The sequence below is a fragment of the Mogibacterium pumilum genome, assembly GCF_002243385.1.
GTDB lineage: Bacteria > Bacillota > Clostridia > Peptostreptococcales > Anaerovoracaceae > Mogibacterium > Mogibacterium pumilum.
Genome location: NZ_CP016199.1, coordinates 992,487 through 1,009,993 on the forward strand (window position 1 = coordinate 992,487; position 17,507 = coordinate 1,009,993).

Annotated in this window: 16 protein-coding genes; 13 read left to right on the top strand and 3 right to left on the bottom strand. The window is 40.5% G+C overall.

Annotated features, from left to right (window positions below; all coding sequences use genetic code 11):
* The first annotated feature begins 25 nt into the window (after positions 1–25).
* Positions 26–907 (top strand): tyrosine-type recombinase/integrase, encoded by an 882-nt coding sequence (locus AXF17_RS04770; protein WP_094234045.1) that lies wholly within the window; start codon positions 26–28, stop codon positions 905–907.
* A gap of 349 nt (positions 908–1,256) precedes the next feature.
* Here the strand turns inward: AXF17_RS04770 and pepT are convergent, their stop codons facing one another.
* The gene (gene pepT / locus AXF17_RS04775; protein ID WP_094234046.1) at positions 1,257–2,474 is read right to left on the bottom strand and encodes a peptidase T; all 1,218 of its coding nucleotides are present in this window, start codon (positions 2,472–2,474) and stop codon (positions 1,257–1,259) included.
* A 323-nt stretch (positions 2,475–2,797) separates the two neighbouring features.
* Here pepT and AXF17_RS04780 point away from each other — a divergent pair, with 323 nt between their 5' ends.
* The 4 genes from AXF17_RS04780 (at position 2,798) to AXF17_RS04795 (ending at position 8,292) form a co-directional block, all read left to right on the top strand.
* Positions 2,798–3,715 carry a YitT family protein gene (locus tag AXF17_RS04780; RefSeq protein ID WP_094234047.1) on the top strand — a complete coding sequence of 306 codons (918 nt, stop codon included), beginning with the start codon at positions 2,798–2,800 and terminating at the stop codon, positions 3,713–3,715.
* A gap of 6 nt (positions 3,716–3,721) precedes the next feature.
* Positions 3,722–4,405 (top strand): helix-turn-helix transcriptional regulator, encoded by a 684-nt coding sequence (locus tag AXF17_RS04785; protein ID WP_094234048.1) that lies wholly within the window; start codon positions 3,722–3,724, stop codon positions 4,403–4,405.
* Positions 4,406–4,712: 307 nt separating this feature from the next.
* Entirely contained in the window at positions 4,713–6,383 is a 1,671-nt protein-coding gene (locus tag AXF17_RS04790; RefSeq protein ID WP_094234049.1) for a formate--tetrahydrofolate ligase, read from the top strand.
* Between the two features lie 118 nt (positions 6,384–6,501).
* Positions 6,502–8,292, top strand: coding sequence for an aminopeptidase P family N-terminal domain-containing protein (locus AXF17_RS04795; protein WP_094234050.1), 1,791 nt, complete (start codon positions 6,502–6,504; stop codon positions 8,290–8,292).
* Positions 8,293–8,697: 405 nt separating this feature from the next.
* On the opposite strand, the gene AXF17_RS04800 is transcribed toward AXF17_RS04795, so the two are convergent.
* Both AXF17_RS04800 and AXF17_RS04805 read right to left on the bottom strand, forming a co-directional pair.
* Positions 8,698–10,065 carry a peptide MFS transporter gene (locus tag AXF17_RS04800; RefSeq protein ID WP_094234051.1) on the bottom strand — a complete coding sequence of 456 codons (1,368 nt, stop codon included), beginning with the start codon at positions 10,063–10,065 and terminating at the stop codon, positions 8,698–8,700.
* A 277-nt stretch (positions 10,066–10,342) separates the two neighbouring features.
* Positions 10,343–10,753 carry a metal-dependent transcriptional regulator gene (locus tag AXF17_RS04805; protein WP_094234052.1) on the bottom strand — a complete coding sequence of 137 codons (411 nt, stop codon included), beginning with the start codon at positions 10,751–10,753 and terminating at the stop codon, positions 10,343–10,345.
* 171 nt (positions 10,754–10,924) lie between these two features.
* On the opposite strand from AXF17_RS04805, the gene AXF17_RS04810 reads away from it, so the two are divergent.
* The 8 genes from AXF17_RS04810 to AXF17_RS09495 all read left to right on the top strand — a co-directional run.
* On the top strand, positions 10,925–11,308 hold the full coding sequence (locus AXF17_RS04810) for a Fur family transcriptional regulator (protein ID WP_094234053.1): 384 nt from the start codon (positions 10,925–10,927) through the stop codon (positions 11,306–11,308).
* Positions 11,309–11,368: 60 nt separating this feature from the next.
* Complete coding sequence (locus AXF17_RS04815) at positions 11,369–11,911, top strand: NADH peroxidase (protein WP_094234054.1); 543 nt, start codon at positions 11,369–11,371, stop codon at positions 11,909–11,911.
* A 197-nt stretch (positions 11,912–12,108) separates the two neighbouring features.
* Complete coding sequence (locus AXF17_RS04820) at positions 12,109–12,411, top strand: hypothetical protein (protein ID WP_094234055.1); 303 nt, start codon at positions 12,109–12,111, stop codon at positions 12,409–12,411.
* Positions 12,412–12,556: 145 nt separating this feature from the next.
* Complete coding sequence (locus AXF17_RS04825) at positions 12,557–14,038, top strand: DUF2130 domain-containing protein (protein ID WP_094234056.1); 1,482 nt, start codon at positions 12,557–12,559, stop codon at positions 14,036–14,038.
* A gap of 47 nt (positions 14,039–14,085) precedes the next feature.
* The gene (locus AXF17_RS04830) at positions 14,086–14,496 is read left to right on the top strand and encodes a hypothetical protein (protein ID WP_094234057.1); all 411 of its coding nucleotides are present in this window, start codon (positions 14,086–14,088) and stop codon (positions 14,494–14,496) included.
* 298 nt (positions 14,497–14,794) lie between these two features.
* Positions 14,795–15,580 (top strand): acyl-CoA dehydratase activase, encoded by a 786-nt coding sequence (locus tag AXF17_RS04835; RefSeq protein WP_094234058.1) that lies wholly within the window; start codon positions 14,795–14,797, stop codon positions 15,578–15,580.
* 146 nt (positions 15,581–15,726) lie between these two features.
* On the top strand, positions 15,727–16,971 hold the full coding sequence (locus AXF17_RS04840) for a 2-hydroxyacyl-CoA dehydratase subunit D (protein ID WP_094234059.1): 1,245 nt from the start codon (positions 15,727–15,729) through the stop codon (positions 16,969–16,971).
* A gap of 2 nt (positions 16,972–16,973) precedes the next feature.
* Positions 16,974–17,507: 2-hydroxyacyl-CoA dehydratase family protein (locus tag AXF17_RS09495; protein ID WP_237049001.1), on the top strand; the 534-nt coding region annotated here is incomplete at its 3' end.

The window sequence follows — 17,507 nt, forward strand, 5'->3', positions numbered from 1 at the left end:
ATGTAGTTATAACGGGGGTTAGGTTATGATTAATGAATTTATTACGTATCTGCGCGATGTAAAAGGGAAAGCCAACAATACTTTGGTGGCTTACAAGAGGGATGTTATCTCGTTTGCGAGATTCCTTGAGAATCATAGTGGTAGAGAGTTAGCTGATTGCAAGGAAAGCGATTCGATTGCTTATATTCTAGACTTGAACAATGCGAGCAAATCTAAAGCAACCATCAATCGTAAACTTTCGTCTTTGAGAACATTTTACGACTATGGAATAGAAACTGGAGAGGTGACGGATAACCCATTCTCTAAGATTAAGTCTGCAAAAAATGATAAGAGACAGATTGAGTTCCTATCTGTTGAAGAGGTGGAGAAGCTGCTTGCTTTACCTGATCAGACTGTAAAGGGTATCAGAGATACGGCTCTATTTGAGCTAATGTACGGAACAGGTGCTAGAGTTACTGAAGTTGTACGTCTTAAGTTTGAGGATATCAACCTCAAGATGAACTTTGTAACGCTTCGTGACGGAGAGGGCGAGAGCAGAATTGTACCGCTTGGTTCGTATGCACAGAAAGCTCTCCGCAAATATAGAGAGACTGCTTACTCCGGATTATCTCACACAGAAGTTACAGATGATAGCTACGTCTTCATTAACTTCAGAGGACAACCCCTGACAAGACAGGGAATCTGGAAGATGCTAAAAGAGTATGGTGCTATGATTGGAATCGAGGATCGTATGACTCCTCAAATTCTTAGAAATAGTTTCGCTGTACATATCTTACAGAATGGTGGTGATCTAAAGACTCTTCAGGAGCTTATGGGCTTCGATGATATGGCTGTAGGTATCGCCTATCTATCTGTAACCAACATCAGAATCAAGGATGTATATAGTAGAACGCACCCAAGAGCATAATTTAAAGCCCGCACTAGCGGGATTTTTTGTGGTATGACGGGCATGCGTCAATCTGTGGTGAAAGTCCACAAGGGACGTAGTTGTTGACGAACCCCAAAGCAACTCCCAAGGTTCAAGTTGTGAGGCTTGGGAGAGAAGAAGGGATAGCGAAATCGTAGCCTAACGAACAGAAACCTAATACCAAGGCGCAAGAGCAGAGGAAGGAAAGGAGACAATCTAAACGAGGACTCATAAGCTATGTAGATTACTCTTTAGGTTGAACCGCCGTATGCCGAACGGCACGTACTGTGGTGAGAGAGGGGCTACAAGTTAGCCCCTACTCGATCTCTTCGTGTATAAAACGAGTATCTTAAGCTTCCTTTGCAAATTCCTCGATAAGAGCCTTGATTACTGCAACACCAGTCTCCATGCCTTCGACAGTAATATGTTCGTAAGGTCCATGGAATGCGTGACCACCAGTTCCCAGGTTAGGACAAGGTAGCCCCATGAAGCTCAGGTTAGCACCGTCAGTTCCACCTCTAACTGGAATTACCAGAGGCTCTACACCTGCAATTTTGCAAGCCTTCTTAGCATTTTCGATTGCTTCTGGGCAGTGCTCGAGAACTTCAGCCATATTTCTGTATTGTTCTTTAATATCTATTCTGATAGTTCCTTCGCCATATTTTTCATTGAGGAACTTTTCAGCCATCTTCATAGTGTCCTGTCTATTTGCAAACTTGGATGCATCGTGATCCCTCACGATATAAGTCATATTTGCATCACTTACAGTGCCACTCATCGACATTAGGTGATAGAACCCCTCGTGGTTCTCGGTTCTCTCAGGACGTTCAGCTGCTGGAAGTAGTGAATCAAATTCCATAGCAACTAGTGCTGCGTTAATCATTACGTCCTTTGCAGAACCAGGATGAACGTTTTCTCCCTTTACATAAACCTTTGCAGTTGCTGCGTTGAAAGTTTCATACTGAACTTCACCTTCAGTTGAACCATCGAGTGTGTAGCCGTATTTTGCATTAAATCTTGCTACATCAAAGTGCGTAGTACCTCTACCGATTTCTTCGTCAGGTGTGAATGCAATTGAGATCGGACCGTGCTCAAATTCATTGATATGTTCAATAATAGTCATAATCTCTGCGATACCAGCTTTGTCATCAGCTCCGAGAATAGTTGTACCATCTGTAGTTATTAGGGTATGACCTTTAAGATCCTTAAGATGAGGAAAAACTTCCGGATCAAGCACTAACCTGCTATCGCCGAGGGCTACAATACCACCGTCATAATTATCTATAATCTGTGGATTTGCATCGTGGTCGCAATAGTCGCTAACTGTGTCCATATGTGAGCAGAACCCGATTGCAGTTACATTTTCTTTACCTGGAGAAGCAGGAATGTGTCCGTATACATAACAATACTCATCACATGCTGCATCCTCTACACCGAGCTCTTTGAGCTCTTCTACCAGCGCATATGCTAGTTCGAACTGACACTGGCTTGAAGGCGAAGTTTCGCTACTACCGTCACTTGGTGTGCGATACGAAACGTATTTTAGTAATCTTTCGTGTGCTTTCATGGAAGATCCTCCTTGTGAAACCGAATCTTATTTTCAATTATATAAATCATACTATCATAAACAACGTTTTCTTCCAACTATTTAACTACTCAAATGGGGGATAAGGGAGCAAATAAGTTTACGATAAGTAAAGAAATATAATAAAAACATACCGCAGAATATTAGCTGAAATCTTGACAGTTTCCGATGTCTGGTGTTATATTATTTTGTTGTATGCAGTTGTTTTTTTCGATTGTTTACATGTGCTTGGCTTTAAGTTAAATTGATGATTTACACTATAGAAAGGATGAGCGGGTCTTGATGGTGACTCAGAAAGGTAAAATATGAGAAATGCTTCCAAGGTGGGACTAGAAGTGCTTCAGATGGTTGTCGGTAACGCATTAAGTGCCTTTGCTATCGCCTGCTTTGCACTTCCGTATGGAATGGTAGTTTCTGGGCTAGCAGGTGTTGGCCGTATGACTAATCACTATTTTGGTCTTAGCGTATCGGGGACAGTACTAGTAATCAACGTCATTCTTTTTATAATCGGTACATGGGCGCTAGGAAAGAAGTTTGCTGCTTCAATCGTACTAGGAACGGTTCTGTTCCCTGTATTTCTTGGAATATTTCAGAAAGCAACGGTGCTGCATCACCTAGTAGATGATCCGCTACTCGCAGCTATCTGTGCCGGTGTTATCGACGGAATAGGTCTTGGACTAATCCTTAGAGTTGGCGGATCTACCGGTGGAATCGACGTACCACCACTTATTTTAAACAGAAAGTTCGGGATTAAAATTGCACCGATAATGTACGCTATCGACTTTACAATCTTCATGATTCAAATTCCTGTAACGAAGACTAACGGTGTTATCTTAGGAATCCTATACGCACTTATTTATAGCGTATTTATGAACAAGATGATTTTACTCGGTCAGGGTGGTGTACAGCTTATGATTTTCACCAAGAAGATCAAAGAGGTTAATGAGAGATTGTTGCAGCTCGGTTTCGGCACGACTATCATGCACGCTACAGGTGGATATATGCAGTCTGCACAGGATTTGGTGTACTGCGTAGTAGGTAGCAGAAATCTCAACAAAGTAAAGCAAGCGGCTCTTGAAATAGATGAACATGCATTTATTACAATAACTAACGTTAGTGAAGTAAATGGTAATGGATTTACAACATGGTTTAGTGATGAAGAGTATGTTCCTAAGGTTACAGAGAGGCGCCAAGGAATTGAACTTACGCAAAAAGAGGAGTGAAGAAAAATGACTCAAGAAGAACGTTTAGATATACTAGCGCAGGTTGCGTCTGGAATCGCTAAACTGATGGGTAGCGATACAGAAGTCGTATTACACGATTTGACTAAGCGCGAAATCGTATTTATGCATAATAACAATATCACTGGTAGGGAGAGAAGCTACAGAATTAACCCTGGTGTATATGATGTTATAAGCAATCTAGCAGATGGCGAAGGTCATCTAATCGGCTATGCAAGCAAGTCGGCTCAAGGCAAAAAGCTTCGTGCATCCCACTTTATGTTTATGGATGATGAGAATAATCCTGCAGCTATGATTTGTATCAACCAGGATCCTTCGAAGGTTCAGGATATTATCAACTACCTCAGCGACTCGATTAAAATCCATGATGTTGAGGAACCAACGGCTGATGATTCGGCATATTCAATTAATGACGAAGATTACATTCAGAACGTGATGAAGGATGCTATCGTAAAGTCGATAAAGCAGTACGATCCTAGCTTTGTTCATACAAAGGAAGGTAAGATTAAGTTACTGGCTAAATTTAAGTTCCAAGGGTTGTTCTCCGTGAAAGAGGCTGTTCCGTTTATCTGCGGGCAACTTTCAATCTCGCAGGCGACTCTATATAACTACCTGCGTGAGATAAGGGATGAGGAAGGACGTGAACCATATAATGAGCTTAAACTCAGATAGTATGCTTGTGTACATAATGAAATATATTATATTGGACTATTAAGATACTTCATAGAAATTAATAAAAGACTAAAAGGCAAGCAGAGTAGAGCTGTTTGCCTTTTATGATACAAACTTTCAAATGACTCATGAGAATTCGCCATAAATAAAGCTATAAAATATATATTTATATATTATAGAATCATTAAATAATTTAATCATGCCCAAGTGTATTGTATGGGAATGTAAACATGAAGTATAATGGCTGTATATAACTATATATGTAGATATAAGCTTTTGACACATGTTATATTTGTGGAGGAATGTTATGAAAAAAGACGTTGAAATTGCTCAGGAAGCGAAGATGCTTCCGATTACAGAAGTTGCAAAAATGCTCGATATCCCGAGTGATGAGCTTGAGCAATATGGAAAATACAAAGCTAAACTTTCTTATTCATATATTAAGGAAAACATGAATAGAGAAGATGGCAAACTAGTACTGGTTACTGCAATCAATCCAACTCCAGCAGGAGAAGGAAAGACCACTACTAACGTAGGGCTCTCAATGGCACTAAGTAAGTTAGGTAAGAAGACTGTTACAACTCTTCGCGAGCCTTCGCTAGGACCTTGCTTTGGAGTCAAGGGCGGTGCAGCTGGTGGTGGATACTCACAGGTAGTTCCTATGGACGATATCAACCTGCATTTTACAGGTGACTTCCACGCTATCACATCTGCTCACAACCTACTTGCAGCTCTGCTAGATAACCATATTCATCAGGGCAATAAGCTAGGAATAGTTACTAAAAAAATTGTTTGGAAACGCGTAGTAGATATGAACGACCGTGCGCTCCGTAACATCGTTATAGGACTAGGTGGTAAGGGCGATGGCGTAACACGCGAGAACGGATTTGATATCACAGTTGCTTCTGAAATTATGGCAATCCTTTGCTTAGCATCGGACCTTGATGATCTCAAGGAGAGATTATCAAAGATGGTTGTTGCATACAATTATGAAGGAGATGCTGTGACTGCTGGAGACTTAGAAGCTACAGGTGCTATGGCATTGTTGCTCAAAGATGCAATTAAGCCAAATATTGTTCAGACTCTTGACAATACACCTGCGTTCATTCACGGTGGACCGTTTGCTAATATCGCTCATGGATGCAATTCTGTAGTTGCTACGAAGACAGCGCTTAAACTCGGCGACTACGTTGTTACAGAAGCTGGATTTGGAGCGGACTTAGGAGCTGAAAAATTCTTTGATATCAAGTGCAGATACGCTGGACTAAAGCCAGACTGCGTAGTAATAGTGGCGACAGTTCGTGCGCTTAAGATGAATGGCGGAATAGCTAAGGACAACCTAGCGGAAGAGAATTTAGAAGCACTTAAGGCTGGTTCCTCCAATCTGATTAGACATATCGAGAATGTAACTAAGTTCAGCGTTCCATCAGTAGTTGCAATCAATAGATTCCCAACTGACACTGAGGCCGAGCTGGAGCTACTCGATAAGATCTGTGAAGAGTATGGAGTAAAGGTAGTTCTATCTGAGGTCTTTGCTAAGGGTGCCGAAGGTGGTATGGAGCTCGCTGACGAAGTAATCAGAATCTGTGAGGAAGGAAAGGCTGACTTTAAGCCACTTTACGATCTTGAACTACCAATAGAAGAGAAGATGGAGAAGATTGCAAAGGAAATCTATCGTGCAGACGGAGTTGATTTCACAGCAGTTGCTCAGAAACAGATTAAGGAACTAAAAAAACTAGGATATGACAAGCTCCCAATCTGTGTTGCAAAGACTCAGTATTCATTCTCTGACGATGCTGCTCTACTCGGTGCTCCAACAGGATTCAGAATCACGGTTAGAGAGTTTAGAGTATCCGCTGGCGCTGGATTCATCGTTGCGCTTACAGGCTCAATCATGACTATGCCAGGACTTCCTAAGGTGCCTGCTGCAAACGGTATGGATGTTCTATCCGATGGAACTATCATAGGACTATCATAAGACGCAATATGATTATGCACCAGATTATGTAGTTAGGCTTTTTGCCACACGTATCTGGTGCTATAATCAATTTAAGACAATATTATTATTTAATTGTTCATTCGAAAGGAGACTTTAAATGAGTGTTATTCAGGAGAGACTCGCTGCACTCCGTTCCAAGATGCAGGAGCACGGTATTAACTATTACGTAGTTCCAACTGCTGACTTCCATCAGAGCGAGTATGTTGGTGAGCACTTCAAGGCAAGAAAGTTCATCACAGGATTCTCAGGATCTGCAGGTGTTGCAGTAGTAGGTCTAGAAGGAGCGTGGCTCTGGGTTGATGGAAGATACTTCATCCAGGCAGCTGAGCAGCTAAAGGATACATCCGTTGAGTTAATGAAGATGGGTGAGCCAGGAGTTCCAACATTAGATTCATTTATCAACAGTAACCTCAAGAAGGGTGAGAAGATTGGATTTGACGGTAGAGTTGTATCAATGGAAGAGGGTCTTCTGTACGCTGAAATTGCTAAGAAGCATGAAGGCAGCATCGAGTACGGTGTAGATTTAATCGACGAGATTTGGACAGATAGACCGCCACTTTCAGAGAAGCCAGCGTTTGATCTTGATGTTAAATATACTGGAAAGACAGTTGCTGAGAAACTTGCTGATATCCGTGAGAAGATGGTAGATGCTGAGGCAGATATGCACGTTGTTACAACACTTGACGATATCTGCTGGACTCTCAACATCCGTGGAGATGATATCGACTTCTTCCCACTAGTTCTATCATATGCGCTTATGGATGCGAATACATATCACCTATATATAGACGAGCGTAAACTAAATGATGAGATTAAGGCTCACTTTGCAGCAGACGGAATAGTTCTACACCCATATAACGACATTTATGAGGATATCAAGAAAATTCCAGAAGATACTAAGCTGATGTTAGATGCATCTAAAGTTAATTATGCTATGTTCTGTAACATTCCTAAGTCAGTTAAGAAGATTGACGTGATGAATCCTGAGATGATATTCAAGAACGTTAAGAACTCCGTAGAACTCGAAAATATCCGTAAAGCACAAATAAAGGATAGTATTGCTCACCTGCGTCTCATGAAATGGATCAAGGAGAATGTTGGTAAGATTGAGATGACAGAACTTAGCGTTGCAAACAAGCTAGATGAATTCCGTGCCGAACTCGGAAACTTCATTCGCCCAAGTTTCGAACCAATCTCATCTTATGGTGCACATGCTGCAATTGTGCACTACGCACCAACACCTGAAACAGATATCCCAGTATTAGCTAAAGGACTTCACTTGACAGATACTGGTGCAGGATTCTACGAGGGTTCAACCGACATCACAAGAACCTACGTATTAGGCGAGATTACAGATCAGATGAAGAAAGACTTTACTCTAGTTGCTATCAGTAATCTATCTCTTGCAAATGCTAAGTTCCTTTACGGCTGTAACGGGGTAATCCTTGATGCATATGCAAGAAAACCATTCTGGGATCGCCATCTCAACTTTAACCATGGAACTGGTCATGGAGTAGGATATCTTCTAAATATCCACGAGGGACCTGCAAGCTTCCGTTGGACATACAGAAAGGGTAACCAATGCGTAATTGACGAAGGTATGGTTATCACAGATGAGCCAGGCATCTACATCGAAGGATCGCACGGAATTCGTCTAGAGAATGAACTTCTATGTGTACTCGACGAGGTAAATGAATACGGTAGATTTCTCAAGTTCGAGCCAATTACACTAGTTCCATTCGACCTAGATGCTATTGATCCAGATTTCATGACAGAAGAAGAGCGCAAGCAGCTTAACGATTACCACAAACATGTATATGAAGTTATCGCTCCATACCTAGAGGAGGATGAGAGAGAGTATCTGGCAAAATATACAAGAGAGGTTTAAGTTTAGGTATCTAAAATAATAATAGATATATAACAATGAAATCCCCATCCAGTTTACTGGATGGGGATTTTGGTGATAAAATACAAGCAACTGTTTTTGACATATTCACGCATGGAAGTTGTTAGTAAAATTCAGATGATTTTACCTGGATACTATTATAGCGATATCATAACTGGCTAACATCTTGAACAAATATTGATTACAAAGATGTTATTATGTTCGTAACAATATTTGCTCTTAATATTATTCTGTTATACCTCTTAGTTCCCAAAGCAAAGCTAATTAATGCTAAATAGCATGGGGCAATATTACGTCATATAGAAACGATAAAAAGCTCCGCTACTAACGGAGCTTTAAGCAATATATTAAATGTGTAAATACATTGATCATACATCAATATAGATTTTATTCTTCGTCCTTATTCTTAACGAGGGACATTAACTTTCCATCGAGAGTGAATAGGATAATTGTACTTACAAATGCAACTGCTGCAATTGCGATACAAGCCTTGGAGAATGCGAATTTTCCACTGAATGCAAATGCGTATACGTTTCCGTATAGCTTAGCTGCTGCAAATAGTCCGAGTCCCCATACTGCTGACATGATAGCGAGTAGACGGCTTGGTGAATACTGACCGATAAACGCATTTCCTAGAGGTGAGAAGAACATCTCTCCAAGTGTTAGGAATACGAAAAAGACAACTAGAAGTAGCACTGTAGGCTTGCTATCTCCACGTACGATATCTATTACAGCGTAGTAGATGTATCCGATTCCGAGGAAACCTAGCCCTAGACCGAGCTTCTTAAAGATACTCATATCTCCCTGTGGACGAGCTGCTAGCTTCTGCCATAGAAGAGCAGTTAGAGGTCCAGAAATAACGCAGAATAGAGCGTTTAGTGAGTCGAACCATGTTGTAGGAACTGTAAATCCTCCAACCTTCCAGTTCATGTTCTCTGTCCAGTGGTAGTAGATTGGTAGATAAGCTAGATACCAGAAGAGCCAGAATATAATCTGGAATGCCGATACGAGAATAATAGCGGATACACGCTTCTTCTCGAGAAGAGTCATCTTCTGATGAGTCTTTGCTGCAGCTTTCTCTTCAGCTTCTCTCTTGAGTTCTTCCTCTGTTTTGTACATCTTAAACGGCTTCTTACCGTAGTCATTGCCCTTGAGCTTCATTCCGACTGTAAACCAGATGCAACCTAGAAGCATTGAGATAGCAGCAAGTCTAAAGCAAGGACGGAACCCGAGAACGTCGCCGGATTTAAATGTGTACTGATATAGGATACCTGCAAGTAGAGGACCAAAAAACGCACCTACATTTACAAGTGAATAACGGATTGAATAAGCCGAGTTAAGATCTTGAGGCTTTACAACTCTTCCGATTAGAGGACCAGTCTTAAATAGTCCAAGTCCAAATGCTACGCAGAATACCATTACGTATACTAGCTTTGCATCATGTGCGATAGATCCGGAGAAGTAACCGAATGAGATAATGAGCATGCCTGCAGGAGTTGTGTATCTAGCACCGATCAGTTTATCGGTGATAAATGCTCCTAGGAAACCTGCTAGATATGAGTAAGCGGTTAGGTCTGCCTGCATCTTTGCAGCTGTTGTATTAGCAAGACCAAGTCCGCCAGAAGCAACAGCAGTTGAAACGAATACTAGGATCAGAGAACGTCCGAGATAAAAAGATAGACGCTCAAATATTTCTGTGCAGCCACAAATCCAAAAAGCTATCGGGTATTTGCGCTTTTTCTCAAGTTCTGTCATGGGTAACCTCCTTAATAAAGCGTGACAGCAATAACTTAAGCTTCCCATCTTGATTATATTTAGTACAAAAGGAAAAAAGTGCACTTCAATACTTAATCAAAACAGTGAAGAAAACACACTATTAATATATTGAATAGTGACGCCATATCACAATTCAATTTTGCCATATATAGCATGATAAGTAAACAACTACGTACAAGAAAAAAGACATATAATAATATTAAAACCACCTCGTAGTCGAGATGGTTTATCAGGTGTTTATAGAAATTTTTCAAATTTAACGCGATGACTCGCCGTCATGGTTCATAGCAGGGCACTCTGCTATGAAGTTATTAACATGGTTACAAATGGCTTCATATGTAGCCTGGCTAATATCGTGTTCAATCTTGCACGCATCTTCGTCAGCAGTTTCCTTATCTATACCGAGTAGAGTCAGGAAGCGAGAAAGCATCTTGTGTCTATCATAAATTTTTGTAGCAATCGACATTCCAGTTTCAGTGAGATGAATAAGACCATCATCATCCATTGTAATGTAGCCGTTTTCCCTGAGCCTCTTAGTAGCATATGAAACGCTAGGCTTTGTTACATCAAGATGCCTTGCAATATCGATGGACTTGATATATCCTCTCTGCTCACTAAGCATCAGCATTGTCTCTAAATAATCTTCCGAAGACTTCTGAATTTTCATGAAATATCCCTCCTTCATTTATAGTTAGATTAGCATAACACACCGATAATAGCAACATTGCGTATAATAAGAAACGATAAATTTAAATTTTTCTTGATTTAGTTGTTGACAATTTAATTTAAAATGATATTATATTAATAACGATAACGATTATCAATATTAGAGGTACTAATGATTAAGTATAGCAAGCAGCGTCAAGCAATTAAAGATCAATTATCGAATAGAGGAGATCATCCGACAGCTGAGACTCTGTATTCAGAGCTTAAGGTTAACATGCCTAATCTTAGTATTGCGACCGTATACCGAAATTTAAAGCAACTTGAAGGTATGGGCGAGGTTTCTACTATTATCACGGATGGTGCAACAAGGTATGATTATAATGTAAAGCCTCATGCACACTTCTTCTGCAATAAATGTGGTTCAGTTCTCGATATTGATACCGATAAGGAACAGATCGTTAAAATTGGCCAGGAGAATTTTTCTGGCTCAATAGAAGGGTGTGAAGTTAACTTCTATGGACTTTGCCCTGACTGCATGGCGAAGAGTCGTGCATAAATGATTAACAAATGACTTTATTTTTATGTAATTCAGCAATGCTGAAGAAGGGAGAATGAAATGGCTAAGTTTGTATGTCAAGTATGTGGTTACGTTCACGAGGGAGATCAGGCACCAGAGAAGTGTCCAGTATGCGGAGTTCCTGCAGAGAAGTTCAAGAAGCAGGAAGGTGAGATGACTTGGGCTGCTGAGCACGTTGTAGGTGTTGCTCAGGGCGCTAGCGAGGACATCATGGCTGATCTAAGAGCTAACTTTGAGGGAGAATGCAGCGAAGTAGGTATGTACCTTGCAATGGCTAGAGTTGCTCACAGAGAAGGATATCCTGAAGTTGGACTATACTACGAGAAGGCTGCTTACGAAGAGGCAGAGCACGCTGCAAAGTTTGCTGAGCTTCTAGGAGAGGTTCTAACTAACAGCACACAGAAGAACCTACAACTAAGAGTTGACGCTGAGAATGGCGCAACAGCTGGAAAGTTTGACCTTGCTAAGAGAGCAAAGGCTGCTAACCTCGATGCAATTCATGACACAGTTCATGAGATGGCTAGAGACGAGGCTAGACATGGAAAGGCATTTGCTGGACTTCTAGAGAGATACTTCGACTAAATTCCGACCTAAATGCAGATACTATTCATATAAGAGATGGGGCTTCGGCCCCGTTTTTTAATACTTTAAGCCGTTTTTCATAATAGCTTCTTTATCATTGCGTCACCCAAAATACAAACACCGTATGTTATAATACGCGATATAAAGTAAAGATAATTTACCAATAAGGTGAAAGTTAATACATGGGGGGAAATGAAATGTACTATCGGGATGATGGTGGACTTGGCTGCTTAATAGGAATATTCATAGTACTGATACTTTTGTCAGCAGTGATGGCAATAATTTTAAATCCAGTATTCTGGATTGTTGTCGGTATCCTTGTATTGTTTCAAGCTATCTTGAAGAAGTTGGGTGGTCGTAATGAAGAGGCGTCGCAGCAGTACTATTATTCGGAAACTCGGTCTTATAAAGCTAACAATGGTATTGACAATGAGTTAGAAGAGGAGTTTACAAAGGATGCGGTAGATGTGGATGTAGAAGTAATCCCAGATGATAAGTAACTGAAGTAGTTTGTGTATTTCCAGATACATATTGCATAATTTGATTTGAGAATAATGATTAAAATACCTTCGGTGATTAGATTTATGCTTTTTCACCGAAGCTTTTTTGTATAAAATAACAGTATCACTTTATAGGAGGAATATTATGCAGCAGATTAAGTGCCCTAAGTGCGGCGAAGCATTTCAAATAGATGAAGCTGGTTACGCAGCTATTGTAAAGCAAGTAAGGGATAAAGAATTTAATAACGAGATAAAGCGTGCTGAGGAACAGTACAAAGACGATAAAGCTGCAGCAGTAAATCTTGTTAAGATAGAGACTGAAAAGAAGATCCAGGAACTTATTACAGACAAAGAGCAGGAAATAATCAAACTTCGTGCCAATATAGATGCGTATGAGAAAGAAAAGGCTTTAGCAATTAGTGAAGCGGTGCAGCAGAAGGAATCTGAGTACAGGAAGTTAGTCGATGAAAGAGACGCAGAGTACCGCAAGTCTGTAGCCTCGAAGGACGAAGAAAATTCGCTGAAGAAGGAAGCACTACAGGAAACTATTGCAGCTAAAGAGCAGGAGATAATCAAACTTCGTGCTAGCATCGAGGCCTATGATAAAGAGAAAGCATTAGCAATTAGTGAAGCGGTACAGCAGAAGGAATCTGAGTACAGGAAGTTAGTCGATGAAAAAGACGCAGAGTACCGCAAGTCTGTAGCATCGAAGGATGAAGAACTTTCACTAAAAAAAGAACAGCTTCAAAGGCTTTCTGGCGATCTAAAGGTTAGTGAAAAGCAGGCTGAACTGAACATACAGGTGCTTAAGGATGAGTATGAGACAAAGCTTAAGATGAAGGATGAACAGATTGACTACTATAAGGACCTTAAGGCACGCCAGTCTACCAAGATGCTCGGAGAGACTCTCGAGCAGCACTGTGAGATAGAATTTAATAAGCTCAGAGCGACGGCTTTTCAGAATGCTTACTTTGAAAAGGATAATGATGCGAGGAGTGGAAGCAAGGGAGATTATATATTTAGTGAGAAAGACGAAGCTGGTCTTGAGGTCGTTTCTATCATGTTCGAGATGAAAAATGAGATGGATACGACGGCAACAAAGCATAAGAATGAAGACTTTTTTAAGGAATTAGATAAAGATAGAAAAGAAAAAAAGTGTGAATACGCAGTTCTTGTATCGATGTTAGAAGCAGATAATGAGTACTACAATCAGGGTATTGTAGATGTTTCTCACAGATATGAGAAGATGTATGTTATAAGACCACAATTCTTTATACCTATTATCTCATTGCTACGCAATATGGGATACAACTCCCTAAAATACAAGCAGGAGCTGGAGTCGATTAAAGCGCAGAACGTTGATATTACTCATTTTGAAGAGGACATGGAGAGCTTCAAAAGTGCATTTGCGAGAAACTATGACATTGCGTCTAGAAAGTTTCAAGAGGCGATTGATGAGATTGATAAATCTATAAATCACCTTGAGAAAATTAAGAAAGCGCTGACTTCATCTGAAAAAAATTTGAGGCTTGCGAATAACAAAGCGGAAGATCTGACGATTAAGAAGTTGACAAAAAATAACCCGACAATGCAGGAGATGTTCAAATCGCTTGAAAAGAGTGAATAAATTGTGTTAGAATACTTAACTAGATTAATTAGAAAAGGAATAGTGAAATGAGCAAAGGTAAGCAGAGACCACCACAATACATAAGACAGTCTAAGGGCTATCAGCAGAATCTATATAAGAAGCAGATGAAGGAGCAGGATATTCAGGTTCCAAAGTCTATCAACATTGAGAAGATCACAAAGATAAATCGAATTCTAGGAATCGTTTGGGTTGCTTTGATTTTCGTGTGCGGATTCTTCTGGACATGGATTGCAGCAGCAGTTCTTGCTGTAGCTGGTGCCGTTTATATGGGCGGATTCTTCGCGTATATGAGCAATTATTCCAAGAAGTATCTTGGCGCTTACAAGAAGATGGGGGTGCCGAAGGAGATGTATATGAAGCAGCTTAAGAAGAATGGCACAGATGCAAAGAGCATGGAGAGAATGTCTAAACTTTGGGATAAGATTAAAGTAGATTAATTTTATAATTAAGATGAATCTTACAAAGAAAAACAGGATAATAGCTGGATTGAAAGATGCTGTTATTACAAATATTTATAGCAAGACAAACGAAAAGAGGGGCGAAAGCCTCTCTTTTTTAATAATAAACGCTGAAATAATCAGTTATTGGAGATATATCAGTTCGACCATTAAAAATTATTAAACACACGATTGAAAAACAACTATAATATTTTTTTAACAAAGTCGGTTGACTATAATATAACGAGCGATATAATAAAATTGTACATAGATGAATACAATATAAGGGGGATATCAGATGTATACTCTTGGACTAGACATAGGATCTACAACATCTAAAAGTGTAATACTTGAAGATGGCAAAAGAATAGTTGCGAAATCCCTTAGTGTTGGAGGCCTTGGAACTTCTGGCCCAGAGGAAGTTATGAGTGAACTTATGGAGAAATCAGGGCTATCGAAAACTGATACCTCGTGCACTGTTATAACCGGATATGGAAGAAATAAATATAGAGGCTGCGACCTGGAAGTGAGCGAACTAACATGTCATGCGCTAGGAAGTCAAATTATTTTTCCTGAGGCTAGAACTGTAATAGACATTGGAGGACAGGATGCAAAGGTTATCTGTCTTAATGATACGGGACGAATGACAAACTTCGTAATGAACGATAAATGTGCTGCAGGAACGGGTAGATTTTTAGATGTGATGGCTAACATTTTACGAACAGATATATCTGAACTAGAGGTGCTAGCATCAAAAGCAGATAAACCAGCTACTATCTCTAGCACCTGCACGGTATTTGCTGAATCTGAAGTAATTAGCCAGCTTGCAAATGGAGAAAGCAGAGAGAATGTAATTGCAGGTATCTGTAACAGCGTAGCGTCAAGGGTTAGCGCCTTAGCTAGAAGGGCTGGCATTAAAGAGAAGGTATGTATGTCTGGAGGCGTTGCAAAGAACGGAGCAGTGAGGAACGCTATGAGCAAGGCTCTCGAAGTTGAAATAGAGTATGATCCACTTGCACAGTATTTTGGAGCGATAGGTGCTGCTGTATATGCATATAAAACTCAATTAAAGAATAATATATAATTGCTTTTGCTGCTCTCGAGGGCAGTAAAAAATTTACCTATATTAAGTTATTAAATTAACGAAATTAACAATGTTCAATATAGACTGTATTAAAAGTCAAATAAAATTTATTAAATGATTAACAAAATAAATGAGGAGGTATGGTTATGGCAGAGGAAATCAAAAAGCCTAAGAAGACAATTGATCCTAATTCAGCTAAATTCAAGCTTGGTAAAATCGCAGGAGATGCTTTTGCAAGTGCGATTGAAGCTAAAAAGGAAGGCGTTCCTGTTGCTTGGGTTTCGAGCAACTTTCCGGTAGAGATTCCAGAGACTCTCGGGATTGCCACTGCTTATCCTGAAAATCAGGCTGCAGGAATTGCTGCTCGTGGTGCTGGAGAAAGAATGTGTAACGTTGCAGAAGCAGATGGTTATTCAAATGATATCTGTGCTTATGCGAGAGTGAGCCTTGCATATGCCAAACTCAAGGAATGTCCGGAACAAGACGTTGCGATGCCAGATGTGCTTCTATGCTGCAACAACATCTGTAATTGCATGATTAAGTGGTACGAGAATCTGGCAAGAGATTTAAATATCCCAATGATAATCCTCGACATACCATTTAATCCAGATTACGAAGTATCTGACTCTGAAGTTGAGTATGTATCTGCCCAGTTTTGGGATGCAGTTCATCAGCTTGAGCACTTATTTGACCTAAAGTGGGATGACGAAAAATTCAAGCAGGTAACTGGATTCAGCTGCAGAGCAAGCAGAGCTTGGCTCGATGCAACAGCACAGGCCAAATATGTTCCATCTCCATTCAATGGTTTCGACCTACTAAATCACATGGCTGTAATGGTTACGGCAAGAGGCAAGGAAGAAGCAGGTGAAGCGATGGAGACACTGCTCAAGGAGTACAAGGAGAATCACCTGAATGGAACAAGTACTTTTAGAGCAGAGGAAAAGTACAGAATTATGTTCGAAGGAATCGCTTGTTGGCCATATCTGAGAGCAACTTCGCATGGTCTCAAGGATAGAGGCATCAACATGGTAACTACGATTTACGCAGATGCTTTCGGTTTCGACTATCATTCATTTGAAGAGATGATTAAAGCTTACTGCAGCGTGCCAAACGCTATTAATCTCGAGAAGTCGAGAGACAAGAGGATTAAGCTTTGCAAGGATAATCACGTCGAAGGTTTGCTTGTGCATACCAACCGTTCCTGCAAACTATGGAGCGGATTCATGTATGAGATGAGCAGACAGATAGGAGAAGCGTGCGATATACCGGTTACAAGCTTTGACGGAGATCAGGCGGACCCACGAAACTTCTCTGAAGCACAGTATGACACGAGAGTACAGGGGCTCATGGAGATTATGGAATCTAACAAAGCTGAGAAAGGAGATAAGTAGCTATGACATACAGTTCAATTAAAGAGTTTCATGAGATAGCATCATCTCCTCGCAAGCAGATGGATAAATATCTTGCTGAAGGCAAGAAGATTGTACTCACTGTCCCATATTACACACCAGATGAAATCATGCATTCAATGGGGCTTGTGCCAATGGGAACATGGGGAACTGACATGGAGCTAAATAGGTCGAAGGAATACTTTCCTGCATTTATGTGCTCTATCGTGCAGACTATCCTTGAGCTCGGAATTGCCGGCAAGTTCGAAGGTGCGAGTGCTATCATAATTCCATCTCTTTGTGACACTCTTAAGACTATGGGCGAGAACTGGAAGTACGCAGTTCCGGATATCAAGTTCATCCCGATGACTTACCCTCAAAACAGAAAGCCTGTATATGGAATCAACTATACGAAAGCAGGTTATGAAAGGGTTATCAAAGACCTAGAGGAGTGTACCGGAGCGAAGTTCTCGATGGAGAAGCTGGCTGAATCGAATAAGCTTTATAACGAACACAACGAAGCGATGAGACGCGTGGAC